Source organism: Stenotrophomonas sp. SbOxS2, assembly GCF_013416715.1.
Classification (GTDB): Bacteria; Pseudomonadota; Gammaproteobacteria; order Xanthomonadales; family Xanthomonadaceae; genus Stenotrophomonas; species Stenotrophomonas lactitubi.
Genome location: NZ_JAAVXD010000005.1, coordinates 175,785 through 188,591, shown reverse-complemented (window position 1 = coordinate 188,591; position 12,807 = coordinate 175,785). Strand labels below are relative to the sequence as shown.

Genomic DNA, 12,807 nt, shown 5'->3' with positions numbered 1-12,807 from the left:
CCCGCCGGCAAGAGGTGTGCGGCCCGATTGTGCCGTATCGTCCGGCAACCCCGCGTTCAGGCCGATTCTCGCCGCGTGCACGACCGCCACGCCACAGTGAGGGCATGGCAGGCAATGACGATCTGGTGGTACTGCGGCCGGAAGGGCTGTACTGCGCGGCAGGCGATTTCCATATCGATCCCTGGCGGCCGGTGCCGCGCGCGGTCATCACCCATGGCCATGGCGACCATGCGCGTCCGGGCATGGGCGAATACCACTGCAGCACCGGCAGCGTGCCGATCCTGCGCTGGCGCCTGGGCGATGTGCCGCTGCACGCGCATGCCGAGGGCGTGCCGTTCGCGCTGGGCCGGGTGCAGGTATCACTGCATCCGGCCGGCCACGTGCTCGGCTCGTCGCAGGTGCGCATCGACGACGGTGAGCAGGTCTGGGTGGCGTCGGGCGACTACAAACGCCAGCCCGACCCCACCTGCACACCGTTCGAAGTGGTGCCCTGCGATACCTTCATCACCGAGGCGACCTTTGCACTGCCGATCTATCGCTGGCCGGATACCCGCGCCGTGGCGGCCGAGATCGCCGCCTGGCGTCGTGAGTGTGCGCAGCGCGGGGAGGCGGCCGTACTGCTCTGCTATGCACTGGGCAAGGCGCAACGTGTGCTTGCCGAGCTGCGCGCGGTGGATGACCAGCCTGCCTGGCTGCATGGCGCCATCGCCAACGGCGTCGCCGTCTATCGCCAGGCCGGTGTACCGATGCTCGAAACGCTCACGGTTGCCGAGCAGGGACGTCAGCCCGATGCCGCAGGCCAGCTGATCCTGGCGCCGCCCTCGGCCGCCGGCACGCCCTGGCTGCGCCGGTTCGGCCGCCACCAGCTCGGTTTCGCCTCGGGCTGGATGCAGTTGCGCGGCAATCGCCGCCGCCGCAACGTCGACCGTGGCTTCGTGATCTCCGACCATGCCGATTGGCCGGCGCTGCTGCAGACCATCACGCAGACCGGCGCGCAGAGGATCATCGCCACCCACGGCAACACCGATGCGCTGATTCCGTACCTGCGCGAACGCGGCATTGCCGCCGAAGCCTTCCGCACCGATTTCGGAGGCGAGGAATGAAGGCCTTCGCCGCGCTGTACCAGCGGCTGGATCGCAGCACCGCGACGCTGGACAAGCGCGCGGCATTGATCGACTACTTCCAGCATGCACGACCGCACGACGCGGCGTGGGCGCTGTACCTGCTCAGCGGCGGCAAGGTGGGCGGCGCGCGCCGCAAGATCGCAGGCAGTGGCGAACTGCGGGCGTGGATCGCCGAAGAATCCGGCCTGCCGCCATGGCTGGTCGAGGACAGCTACGCGCAGGTCGGCGACCTTGCCGAAACACTCACGCTGCTGCTGGATGATCCTGCCAGCGAAGGCGAGGATCGCCCCCTGGCCGACTGGATCGAACAGCACCTGCTTGCCGTCGCCAACCAGCCGGAGCCCGTGCGTCGTGCCGCTGTAGTCGAGGGCTGGCGACAGCTTGCATCGGCCGAACGCCTGGTCTTCAACAAGCTGCTGACCGGCGCACTGCGCGTTGGCGTGTCGCAGCGCGTGGTGCAGCAGGCATTGGCCGAGTGGTCCGGACTGGACATCGCCCGTATCGCCCAGCGCATGCTCGGCGACTGGGTGCCCTCCCCCGGCCTGCTGGCCACTTTGTTGTCTGCCGAAGAACTGCCGACCGATCGCCAGCAGCCCTATCCGTTCTTCCTGGCCTCGCCGCTGGAAGGTGAGCCCACCGAGCGGCTGGGCGACATCAGCAACTGGCTGCTGGAATGGAAGTGGGATGGCATCCGCCTGCAGTTGCTGCGGCGCCAGGGTGAGGTGGCGCTGTGGTCGCGCGGCGAAGAACGGCTGGACGGTCGCTTCCCGGAGATCGAACAGGCCGCCGCATCGCTGCCCGATGGCTGCGTGCTGGATGGCGAGCTGCTGGCATGGGACGATGCTGACAATCTGCCGCGTGCATTCACCGCGCTGCAGACCCGCATCCAGCGCCGCAAACCCGGCGCCGCCACCCTGCGCAACACACCGGTGCGCGTGCTCGCCTACGATCTGCTTGAACGCGACGGTGAAGACCTGCGTGCGCTGCCACTGCAACAACGTCGCGCGCAGTTGGCCGAGGTGGTCGGCGCGCTCGGCGATCCGCGCATCCAGCTGTCGCCCGAGGTGCCCGCCGACGATTGGCAGCATGCCGCGCAGCTGCGCGAAGCATCGCGCGAGCGCGGCGTGGAAGGGCTGATGCTGAAGCGCCGCGATTCGATCTACCAGTCCGGGCGCCGTCGTGGCGACTGGTGGAAGTGGAAGGTCGAGCCGCTCACCATCGACGCCGTACTGCTGTATGCACAGGCGGGTCATGGGCGGCGCAGCACGCTCTACACCGACTACACCTTCGGGGTCTGGGACGGCGACACGCTGGTTCCCGTGGCCAAGGCCTATTCCGGGCTGGACGACAAGGAAATCCTCGCCCTCGATCGTTGGATCCGCGCGCATACCCGCGAGCGCTTCGGTCCGGTACGCAGCGTCAGTGCCGAGCAGGTGTTCGAACTCGGCTTCGAAGCGGTCAACCGCAGCGCGCGGCACAAGTCCGGCATTGCCGTGCGCTTTCCACGCATCCTGCGCTGGCGTCACGACAAACCGGCTGCCGAAGCCGACCACCTGGCCCAGTTGCAGGCGCTGGCGCGATGAAGCGCAGCGATGCGCTGCAGCGCCTGAACGACTGGTTCGGCAGCCGCGGTTGGCGCCCCCTGCCCTTCCAGCGCGCGATGTGGCGCCACTATCTGGCCGGAGAATCCGGCCTGCTGCACACCCCCACCGGCAGCGGCAAAACTCTGGCCATGTTCGGCGGCCCCTTGCTGCAGGCGATGCTCGACCCGCCCCCCACACCGCGTCGTGCCAGCGCGGTACGCCCGCTGCAGGTGCTGTGGGTGACACCGCTGCGTGCGCTGGCCAGCGATACCGCACGCGCGCTGCAGGCACCGATCGACGGCCTTGGCCTGGGCTGGCGCGTGGGACTGCGCAGCGGCGATGCCAGCAACCGCGACAGGCGCCTGGCCCGCGAAGGTCGCATCGACGTACTGGTGACCACACCGGAGTCGCTGGCGCTGCTGCTCAGCTATCCCGACACCCTTGAACGCATGCGCCAGCTGCGCTGCGTTGTGGTGGACGAATGGCACGAACTGCTGGGCAACAAGCGCGGCGTGCTGCTGCAGTTGAACCTGGCGCTGCTGCGTGCGGCGGCGCCCGCGATGCAGCTGTGGGGACTGTCGGCAACATTGGGCAACCTGCCGCAGGCACGCGACGTACTGCTGCCACACCGACCCCAGGCACCGATCGTGGAAGGTGCACGGCAGCGGCCGGTAACGATCCGCAGCCTGCTGCCCGAACCCGGCGAACGCTTTCCCTGGGCCGGGCATCTCGGTCTTTCCCAGCTTCCGCGCGTGCTCGATGCAGTGTTCCGCGCACGCAGCAGCCTGTTTTTTACCAATACGCGTGCACAGGCGGAACTGTGGCACCAGGCCCTCGCAGCGGTATGGCCGGAAGATGCCGGCACACTCGCCCTGCACCACGGCTCACTGGATCCCACGCTGCGCCAGCAGGTGGAAGACGGACTGCGTGCCGGCGCGCTGCGGTGCGTGGTGGCCACGTCCAGCCTGGATCTGGGCGTGGACTTTCCGGAAGTGGACCAGGTGCTGCAGCTCGGCAGCCCGAAGGGTGTGGCCCGCCTGCGCCAGCGGGCCGGGCGTGCGCGCCATCGGCCCGGCGCCAGCGGCGAAATACTGTGCATTCCCAGCCATGCGCTGGAACTGGCTGAGTACGCCGCAGCCCGACGCGCGCTGCATGATGGTGTGATCGAAGCACGACGTCCCCCCACCTTGTCACTGGATGTACTGGCCCAGCATGCCGTCAGCCGCGCACTGGCTGGCGGCTTCGATGCCGATGCACTGCTGCAGCAGGTTCGTGACACGCATGCCTTCGCCACGCTGGACGACGCACAGTGGAATGCCGTGCTTGATTTCATCGTGCAGGGCGGACGTGCGCTGTCGCGGTATCCGGAGTTCCACAAGGTGGTACGCGATGCCGATGGCATCTACCGCATGCCCGATCGCCGCCAGGCGCTGCGCCATCGGTTGTCGATCGGCACCATCAGCAGCGACGGCAGCGTGCGCGTGCAGTTCCTGCGTGGCGGCAGCCTGGGCGCGGTGGAAGAGCAGTTCGCCAGCCGCCTGCGCCGGGGCGACCGCTTCCAGTTTGCCGGGCGTCTGCTGGAGCTGGTGCAGCTGCGCGACATGACCGCGTTCGTGCGCGTGGCACGCGGCGGTGGTGATGGCGTCGTGCCGCGCTGGCAGGGCGGGCAGCTGCCGTTGTCGATGCCACTGGGGCGCGAACTGGAGAGGGTGCTGTCGGGCGCCGACCAGAGCGTGGAGTCGCGCTGGCTTGCGCCGCTGCTGGCGTTGCAGTCGCAGCTGTCTGCGCCGCCATCACCTGGCCACCTGCTGGTGGAAGATGTGCGTCGGCGCGAGGGCCAGTTCCTGTTCGTCTATCCCTTTGCGGGCCGCCATGTGCATGAAGCGCTGGCCGCGCTGCTGGCCCTGCGCTGCACCCGGCAACAGCGCAACAGCATCGGCTATGCGGTGAACGACCATGGCCTGGTACTCGCGCCGGCCACGCCGGTGGAACTGCAGGATCAGGACTGGCGGGCGATGCTGGATGCTGACGGTCTGCTGCAGGACCTGCGCGAAGCGGTGAACCTGGGCGAGCTGACGCGCCGTCAGTTCCGCGGCATCGCGCGCGTGTCGGGCCTGCTGGTGCCCAGCCTGCCCGGTGGCATGCCGCGCTCGCTGCGCCAGCTGCAGGCTTCCGCCGGTCTGCTGCATGACGTGCTGCGCGAGCACGACCCGGAGCATCTGCTGTTGGCATTGGCCGAGCATGAGGTGCTGCACGACAGCCTGGATCTGCCCGGACTGCAGCAGGTGCTGGCAGGCATCGCCACACGTTCGTTGTCGTTGCAGCAGCCATCCTCACTGACCCCGCTGGCATTTCCGCTGTGGGCCGAGCGCCTGCGTGGGCAGTTCAGCAATGAAGACTGGCGCACACGCGTGCAGCGTGCGGCGCAGCAGCTGGAGCGCCGCCATGGCCGCTGATCTGCCGCTGCAGCTGGGCGGTGAGTCGATGCTGCTGCTGGGTGGTCGGGCGCTGCTGTGGCCGGCACGTCGCGCGTTGTTGATCGCCGACCTGCACCTGGGCAAGGCGGACGTATTCCGGCGCGCGGGAATCGCCCTGCCGGCCGGCGGTACCGGCGATGACCTGAAGCGCCTGCAGGAACTGGTGACCACCCACCACTGCCAGCAACTGTGGATTCTCGGCGACGTCCTGCATGGTCCGGCGCATCGCGCGGCCTGGTACCAGCAATGGCTCGGTTGGCGCGAGCAGCATGCTGCGCTGGACATCCACGTGGTGCGCGGCAATCACGACCGTGATCTACCGAAGGCCGCGCTACAGGTGCAGATGCATGACGACGCACGCTTGGGGCCGTTCCTGCTGCGGCACGAGCCGCTGGCCGATGCCTCCACGCACGTGCTTGCGGGCCATGTGCACCCGCAGGTTGCGTTGCCGGCGCTGCGTCGACGCTTTCCCGCGTTCTGGCTGCGCCAGGGCATCACCATCCTGCCGGCGTTCTCTGCATTCACCGCCGGTGTCGTGCCTGTACTGGCACCGGGCGAACAGCTGCTCGCCTGTGTGGAAGACAGCGTGGTGCCGCTGCCGGTTCGCTGACTCGTCGAGGCCTGCGTCGAGGCCTGCCCTGCATTACGACGGGCGGGCGACGATCCCGGGCATCAGGCTGAAATCCGACACTTCCTCGTCAGCGTGGCGCGGCAGCGCCTGTATCGCCACCAGCATCTCGTGGGCGCAGGCGCGGATATGGTCGTGGTTTTCCGGTGATGCGTGGCTGATCAAACTGCCGACATGGAACTCGAACACATCTTCCAGTACGTCGGGCTGGTCCTCGTGCAGCATCCGCAGCAGACCGCGCAGCTTGCAGATTTCCGATTCCAGCTTCTCGACCGCGAACAACATGGCGTCCTCCTCGTGCATCGTGCGGCGCATCCGGGCCGCAGCAGGCAGCGACGGCGGCGCCACCCGGGCCACGCGATGATCGATCACGAAAAGGAAAGCGGGCGACGCGGCTGCCGCGTGCTCATCTCTTGTCGCATATACGGGGTGAGGTAATCGTTAATCGACGTGACGAAAGATTCACGCGGTGGCCGGAATTGCCACGCTCTGTGCGGCCGAGGGTGCGGCGGCCAGCGCGTCGATGAATGCCGGATCGAGCGGCAACGCGCCCAGCCACCCGTGCTGGGTACCGCTGAGCACGCGCAGCATGTGCCCGCGCCCGCCAGGCAGTCGTCCCATCGGCCCCAGCAGCACGTCGCGGGCTTTTGCCCACGCATCGCGATCGGACTGGAACAGCGGCGTCAGCCAGCGGCTCCAGCGCTGATAGACCGCCACGTGCGCACGCCGTTGCGCTTGGTAAGCCTGCAATGCAGGTTCGCCTGCACCGTGGGTGCGCAACGCGTCGCGCAGTGCCAGCGCATCCAGCAGCGCCATGTTCACGCCCTGCCCCAGCTGCGGGCTCATCGCATGTGCTGCATCACCGACCAGTACCAGCCGGCCCTGATGCCAACGCTTCATCACGGCATCGCGGTACACCGCGCGCGCCAGTTGCCCAGCGTCCTGCAGATGGGTAAAGCGCGCGCCCGCCTGTGGCCACAGCGTATGCAGTTCTTCCAGCCAGGGTGCCATGCCGTCGCCCTGCCAGCGCTCGAAATCCGCGCGCGGCAGGCTCCAGAAGAAGCTCAGGCGAGGCGTATCGTCACCCGGACGGGTACCGACCGGCAGCAGGCCGATCATCTTGCGCGCGGCGACGTAGCGCTGCCGCAGCTGCTGCATGTGCGGCCAGTCTTCGGCCGGCAACAGGCACCACAGCGCGCCCCACGGGTACACCCGGTCCAGCGCCGCGCCACCGTCGATGCCGTTGCGCAGCGTGGACGCAGCGCCGTCGGCGGCGACCACCAGATCGAACGGTCCATGCGTGCGGCCGTCGCTGTCGCGCAAGCGCCCCTGCTGGTGGTCGACCTCGACGATGGTCGTACCGACGTGCAGCTCGCCGGCGCCTTCGCGCGCCTGGTCCAGCACCGAGAACAACGCGCCCCGCTGCATGCCCAGGCCATGCAGGCGCGCATCCAGGCCGTCATAGCCCATGTCCATCACCGCGCGCTCGCACGGGGTATCGCCATACAGCCGGCGCACCGGCATGGCGTAGCCACGCACCGCATCGAGCAGGCCCATCTGCCACAGCACCTGCAGTCCGCTGGGCTGCAGCAGGAATCCTGCGCCCACCGGCCCTGGCGTCGGCACGCGTTCGAAGATCTCCACCTCGTGGCCATCACGGGTGAGCAGGATGGCCAATGCCTGGCCAGCGGTGCCGTATCCAATTACGGCGATGCGCAGTCGTTCCGTCATGCCCGCATTGTGCCATCGGCGCAGGGGCGGTACATCAGCTGCCTTCCCAGCAGAAGCGGTGCATCGGGCTCCGCCACCACTGCAGGCTCTCCTGCGAATGTCCCCCGGCAGCCTCTGCGCGGCTGCCTCCTCCTTTACTTCGCAGGAGAGCCTGCAGTGGTGGCGGCGCTCAGCTTTCATGGCCTCTGTTGGCGCGCGCGTGATTCCGCAACGGAAGCGCCTGTCCTTGCGTGCGAAGTAAAGGAGGAGGCGATGGCCGCAGGCCGGCGCCGGGGGACATTCGCACGCAAGGACAGGCGCTCCCACAGCAAGGGCATCTTCACGTTCACGGCCCGCAAAAAAAAACCCCGCCGAAGCGGGGTTTTCAACGCACTATCGAGTGGATCACTCGGCCGGAACGATGTTCGAGGCCTGGGCGCCCTTCGGGCCCTGGGTCACGTCGTAGGTGACCTTCTGGCCTTCCTGCAGACTGCGGAAGCCCTTGGAGTTGATCGCGGAGAAGTGCGCGAAGACGTCGGCGCTGCCGTCCTCCGGCGAGATGAAGCCAAATCCCTTGGCGTCGTTGAACCACTTGACGGTACCGTTCGGCATGGTGATGCGTGACCTTATGCAATGAATGGGTGGTGTACGCTGAACCCGCGCACAAGCTGAGTATGCAAAGCTTGTTACGCGAAGACAATCACCCCCGCGCCAATTCGCCGACCAGTTCCGGAAGTCCGTTGCTGGCGGCCTGCACATTGGCCAGTACTTCGGCCATGGTGATTTCCTCGCCGTCACCGCACCCGGCGGCCCAGTTGGCAACGATCGCCAGGCAGGCGTAATCCAGCCCCAGCTCGCGTGCCAGCGCCGCTTCGGGCATACCGGTCATGCCCACCAGGTCGCAACCATCGCGGCGCATACGCGCGATTTCAGCGATGGTTTCCAGTCGCGGGCCCTGCGTTGCGCCGTAGCAACCGCCATCGTGGACCTTCACGCCGGTCACCTTCGCCGCCGCCAGGATCTTGCTGCGCAGCATCGGCGTGTACGGATGGCCGAAGTCGACGTGCACCACGTCGGTGCCTTCTTCTTCGCAGATCGTGCTGATCCGGCCCCAGGTGTAATCGATTACCTGATCCGGACAGGCCAGCACGCGCGGACCGAAATCGTCACCGATGCCGCCCACGGTATTCAGTGCCAGCACCCGTTGCGCACCGATCTGCTGCAGCGCGGCCAGGTTGGCGCGGTAGTTGATCTTGTGCGGCGGCAGCGAATGACCTTCACCGTGGCGCGCCAGGAAAGCCACGCGATGACCGAGCAATGTCCCGACCCGCACCGGGCCGGACGGCTGTCCGAAACGGGTCGAGACTTCGTGGGTCTGCACGTCGTCAAGCTTGGCCAGGTTGTAGACACCGGTGCCGCCAATCACGGCCAGGGCGATCTGTTGCATGAAAAGCACTCCAGAGAAAAAAGAACGCCGGCACCCGAAGATGCCGGCGGCAGGAAACGCAGGCCGCAGGCGGCCGCGTTGTTATTCCTTCATCGCGTAGATGGCCGGCACGCAGCGCAGGGTTTCGTTGACGTCCATGCCGAAACCGAACACGTAGCGATCCGGCAGTTCGATGCCGGCGTAGTCGGCGGTGACGTCCGGCAGCGCGCGATCGTGCTTCTTCACGGTCATCGCGGCAATGCGCACGTCGGTCGCGCCCTGCTCCAGGCACCAGGTGCGCACGCCCTGCAGGGTGTAACCCTCGTCGAGGATGTCATCGACCAGCAGCACGCGGCGACCGAACAGCGCGGTGGCCGGCTTGTGCTTCCACACCAGGTCGCCACCGGTGGTCTCGCCACGGTAACGGGTGGCGTGCAGGTAATCGAACTGCACGTCCTGGCCACGCGCGCCCAGTTCCAGTGCCAGCTGGCCTGCGAACGGCAGCGCACCATGCATGATCGACAGGAACAGCGGCACCTCGCCCTGGTAATCGCGCGCGATGGCGTCGGCGATGCCGGCAATGGCCTTGTCGATGGTGGGACGGTCGACCAGCAGGTCAGCTTGGGCCAGGGCCTGGGAAATGGTGAGGTTCGGCATCAGACGGTTCTTCCAAGGGTTTGAAGCAGACGGGATTGGGTGTCGCCATGGCGGGCATCGGCCAGCAGGCCATCCCAGCCAAGCGCGCCGCGGCCGAGCAGGCCCAGCAGCGCAGCGGTATTGAGGGAGCGTCCCTGCACCGCGTGCAGGGCTTCATCGACCAGTTCCGGGTGGCAGACCAGCACCACATCGCAGCCGGCATCCAGGTGCGCGTGCACGCGCGCCGGCACGCCACCGGCGCTGTGCGAGGCGGCCATGCCGATGTCATCGGAGAACACCACGCCGCGGAAGCCGAGCTCGTCACGCAGGATCTGCTGGATCCAACGCGGCGAGTAGCCAGCCGGTTCCGGTGCGACCTGCGGATAGATCACGTGCGCCATCATCACCGCATCGGCGCCGGCGGCGATACCAGCCGCGAACGGCACCAGATCCTGTGCGCGCAGTTCGTCCAGCGCACGCGGATCGATCGCGGTATCCACATGGGTGTCTTCCAGCACGGTGCCATGGCCGGGGAAATGCTTGAGGGTGGCGGCCATGCCGACCGCGTGCATGCCACGCACATAGGCGGCGGTGAACGCGGCCACGACCTGCGGGTCTTCACTGAAGGCACGGTTGCCGATGGCGCGATTGCCACGGCCAAGGTCGACCACCGGCGCGAAGCTCAGGTCCACACCGCTGGCACGCACTTCACTGGCCATCAGCCAGGCGTGCTGCTCGGCCAAGGCAAGCGCAGCGTCGGGGTCCCTGGCGTACTGGACACCAATGTCCTGCAGCGGCGGCAGCTCGCTGAAGCCCTCGCGGAAGCGCTGCACGCGCCCCCCTTCCTGGTCCACGCAGATCAACTGCGGACGCGGTGCGGCAGCGCGGATCGCCGCCGACAGTTCGGTCACCTGCTGCCGCGAGGCGAAGTTGCGCTTGAACAGCACCACCCCGGCCACAGCATCGTGCTGCAGCCAGTCACGTTCCTGGGCGGTCAGTTCAGTGCCGGCAACGCCGATCAGCAGCATGGTCGATCTCCAAAACGGGCGCCCGTATGGCGCAGTGCCGCATTGTCGCAGAACCGGCCAACAGGCGCAGTGGTCAAAAAAGGGGACGGAGGGGATTAACGCGCAATCGACCCACTGGTGCCGAATACGACTTAATCCCCTCCGTCTCCTTTTGCGGTCCGGTCAGACCTTGCAGCCGTCCGCGCCGCAGGCGTCGCCGCTGTCATCCGGGGCACCCTGCGCGCCCTGCCCTGTCGCCTTCTCGGCGGCAATCTGGCGCAGCGCGTTGGCGAAGGCTTCCGGCGGCTGGGCGCCGGATACAGCCCAGCGGCCGTCGATGACGAAGGTGGGCACCGAGGAGATACCCAGGGCATGGGCCTGCGCCAGGCCCGCTTCCACTTCGGCCAGGCCACGATCGCCGGCCAGCATCTGCTGGATCTCATCTGCGCCCAGACCACCTGCGGCGCCGGCCTCGACCAGCACCGCCGGGTCGGCCAGATTCCGCCCATGCTCGAAGTGGGCGCGGAACAGCGCCTCGCCGACCGCCTCCTGCACGCCGTGCTGGCCAGCCAGCCACAACAGGCGATGCGCCGGCAGCGTGGTTACCCGCACCTGGCCCTGGCCGAAGTCCATCGGCAAGCCCTCGGCCCGCGCAGTGGTCTGGGTCTGGCCAAGAATCTGCTCGGTGCGCTCGGCACCGCCGAACTTGCGCTCATAGGCCTCGCGCAGCGGCACCGGGGTGGCGTCCGCATCCGGATCGAGCTGGAACGGCTGCCAGTGGATCTCGAGTTCGGGCGCGTCGGCGCCCAGCAACTGCACACCCTGCTGGAAGCGATGCTTGCCGATCCAGCACCAGGGGCAGACCACGTCGGAGTAGATGTCGATTCTCATCCCTGCGACATGTGGCCTGCTCGCCCCGAAAAAAGGGGGACGGAGGGAATCAAGTGGCTGTCCCGTTCGCCCCGCTTCAGGATTTCACCACTGTGAATAGGGGTTATTGGCCAGCGCCACGTTGTAATAGCGCGCGTCGTCGGTGACCTCGGCGCCGACCCAGTCCGGCAGGTCGATGGCCTGGTCAGCGCTGTCGAGCTCGACTTCGGCAACCACCAGGCCGGCGTTGTCGCCAAGGAACTCATCCACTTCCCAGGTCAGGCCGGCGTACTCGACCAGATGCCGGCGCTTGTCGATCAGGCCGCCGACGCACAGCGCCAGCAGGTCGCGCGCGTCCTGCACCGGGATCGGGTAGTCGAACTCCTGCCGGGTATGGCCCAGCGTTCGCGACTTCAGGTTCAGTGCGGCCTTCTCGCCTTCGATGCGGACCCGCACCGAGGCGTTCTGGGTGCCGCGGTCGAGCGCGCCCAGATCGTTGATATAGCCCTGTGCCATCGGAATGACCCGGTGCGCGGCGGTGCGCCACCCATCATGGGTGACGAGGAATTTGCGTTCGATTTCAATGCCCATGGGCACAGTATGCGGCTCACGCCAGATGCTGCCTATCGGCGCGGCGACAGGCACGACTACACTGCGCGGCCCCCAACCAAGGAATGGTCGCGCATGACACTTTCCCGTCGTCTTCGCCGCTGCCTTGCCCTGTCGGCACTGCTGCCGTGTGTGGCCGCCAATGCCGCATCAACGGCGATGCCATCGCTGCAGCAGGCACAGGCCGCGATGGACCGGATGTTCGATCAGGCCATTGCCGATCGCCCCGCCAGCGACAGCAGCCGCCTGGTCGCCGAGACCTTCCGGCCCCGCCTGCAGGCCCTGGACAGCTGCGCAGCCGCCGAGGCCGGCGACGCCGTCGATTGCATCGCCACCGCCAGCGCAGACATCGATTCGCGACCGCAGCTGCTGCGGCTGGCACTGGTGGGCGGCGTGTGGACCCTGCCTGACCAGCGCGATGTCCCGGTTCCGGCGCCGCCGAAGGATCGGGTGCAGGCTCTGCTGCGGGAACGGATCGCCGCACAGGCGCAGCAGCAGGCCGACCCCGCCCTGCGCGCACGCTACGAGCAGGCGGCCGGCACCCTGCAGGTGCAGGACGTGAGGAGCTGCGACGTTGCCAGCGACAGGGCCGTCATCGAATGCACGGTGCGCGCCGGCGACGGCAACGAGCACGGCGAGCAGTCCATGGCCTTCGTGCGCGTGGACGGCCAGTGGCAGAACGCCCCGGCCGACTGAGCGCGCTGCTTCCGCAGCAGTCGCCGGGCAGACCCCGGCGC

13 protein-coding genes are annotated in these 12,807 nt (G+C 67.8%); 5 read left to right on the top strand and 8 right to left on the bottom strand.

Going from position 1 to position 12,807, the window contains the following annotated elements; all coding sequences use genetic code 11:
* The first annotated feature begins 104 nt into the window (after nucleotides 1–104).
* Genes HFK18_RS10450 through pdeM form a run of 4 tightly spaced genes read left to right on the top strand, consistent with a single transcriptional unit; the run spans nucleotide 105 to nucleotide 5,794 of the window.
* The gene (locus tag HFK18_RS10450; RefSeq protein WP_180166246.1) at nucleotides 105–1,103 is read left to right on the top strand and encodes a ligase-associated DNA damage response exonuclease; all 999 of its coding nucleotides are present in this window, start codon (nucleotides 105–107) and stop codon (nucleotides 1,101–1,103) included.
* Nucleotides 1,100–2,707 (top strand): ATP-dependent DNA ligase, encoded by a 1,608-nt coding sequence (locus HFK18_RS10445; protein WP_180166245.1) that lies wholly within the window; start codon nucleotides 1,100–1,102, stop codon nucleotides 2,705–2,707. Before HFK18_RS10450 ends, HFK18_RS10445 begins: the two co-directional genes overlap by 4 nt.
* A complete protein-coding gene (locus tag HFK18_RS10440) occupies nucleotides 2,704–5,163 on the top strand; it encodes a ligase-associated DNA damage response DEXH box helicase (RefSeq protein WP_180166244.1) in 2,460 nt (819 codons plus the stop codon). Before HFK18_RS10445 ends, HFK18_RS10440 begins: the two co-directional genes overlap by 4 nt.
* The gene (pdeM, locus tag HFK18_RS10435) at nucleotides 5,153–5,794 is read left to right on the top strand and encodes a ligase-associated DNA damage response endonuclease PdeM (protein WP_180166243.1); all 642 of its coding nucleotides are present in this window, start codon (nucleotides 5,153–5,155) and stop codon (nucleotides 5,792–5,794) included. The genes HFK18_RS10440 and pdeM overlap by 11 nt, the downstream gene beginning before the upstream one ends.
* Before the next feature lie 33 nt (nucleotides 5,795–5,827).
* Here the strand turns inward: pdeM and HFK18_RS10430 are convergent, their stop codons facing one another.
* From HFK18_RS10430 to HFK18_RS10395, 8 genes are all read right to left on the bottom strand, one after another.
* Nucleotides 5,828–6,097, bottom strand: coding sequence for a hypothetical protein (locus tag HFK18_RS10430; RefSeq protein WP_180166649.1), 270 nt, complete (start codon nucleotides 6,095–6,097; stop codon nucleotides 5,828–5,830).
* A 177-nt stretch (nucleotides 6,098–6,274) separates the two neighbouring features.
* Nucleotides 6,275–7,543, bottom strand: a complete 1,269-nt coding sequence (locus HFK18_RS10425) for an NAD(P)/FAD-dependent oxidoreductase (RefSeq protein WP_180166242.1) — start codon at nucleotides 7,541–7,543, stop codon at nucleotides 6,275–6,277.
* 384 nt (nucleotides 7,544–7,927) lie between these two features.
* A complete protein-coding gene (locus tag HFK18_RS10420) occupies nucleotides 7,928–8,134 on the bottom strand; it encodes a cold-shock protein (RefSeq protein WP_019183439.1) in 207 nt (68 codons plus the stop codon).
* Between the two features lie 88 nt (nucleotides 8,135–8,222).
* Nucleotides 8,223–8,969, bottom strand: a complete 747-nt coding sequence (locus HFK18_RS10415) for an S-methyl-5'-thioinosine phosphorylase (RefSeq protein ID WP_099818943.1) — start codon at nucleotides 8,967–8,969, stop codon at nucleotides 8,223–8,225.
* An 81-nt stretch (nucleotides 8,970–9,050) separates the two neighbouring features.
* Entirely contained in the window at nucleotides 9,051–9,605 is a 555-nt protein-coding gene (locus HFK18_RS10410; RefSeq protein ID WP_025879180.1) for a hypoxanthine-guanine phosphoribosyltransferase, read from the bottom strand.
* Nucleotides 9,605–10,612, bottom strand: a complete 1,008-nt coding sequence (nagZ, locus tag HFK18_RS10405) for a beta-N-acetylhexosaminidase (protein ID WP_100461396.1) — start codon at nucleotides 10,610–10,612, stop codon at nucleotides 9,605–9,607. The genes HFK18_RS10410 and nagZ overlap by 1 nt, the downstream gene beginning before the upstream one ends.
* Before the next feature lie 162 nt (nucleotides 10,613–10,774).
* Entirely contained in the window at nucleotides 10,775–11,482 is a 708-nt protein-coding gene (locus tag HFK18_RS10400) for a DsbA family oxidoreductase (RefSeq protein ID WP_180166241.1), read from the bottom strand.
* 84 nt (nucleotides 11,483–11,566) lie between these two features.
* Nucleotides 11,567–12,052, bottom strand: coding sequence for a CYTH domain-containing protein (locus HFK18_RS10395; protein WP_180166240.1), 486 nt, complete (start codon nucleotides 12,050–12,052; stop codon nucleotides 11,567–11,569).
* Between the two features lie 93 nt (nucleotides 12,053–12,145).
* Between HFK18_RS10395 and HFK18_RS10390 the strand changes: the two genes are divergently transcribed.
* Nucleotides 12,146–12,766: a hypothetical protein gene (locus tag HFK18_RS10390; RefSeq protein ID WP_180166239.1), complete on the top strand. Its 621-nt coding sequence runs from the start codon at nucleotides 12,146–12,148 to the stop codon at nucleotides 12,764–12,766.
* The last annotated feature ends 41 nt before the right edge of the window (nucleotides 12,767–12,807 follow it).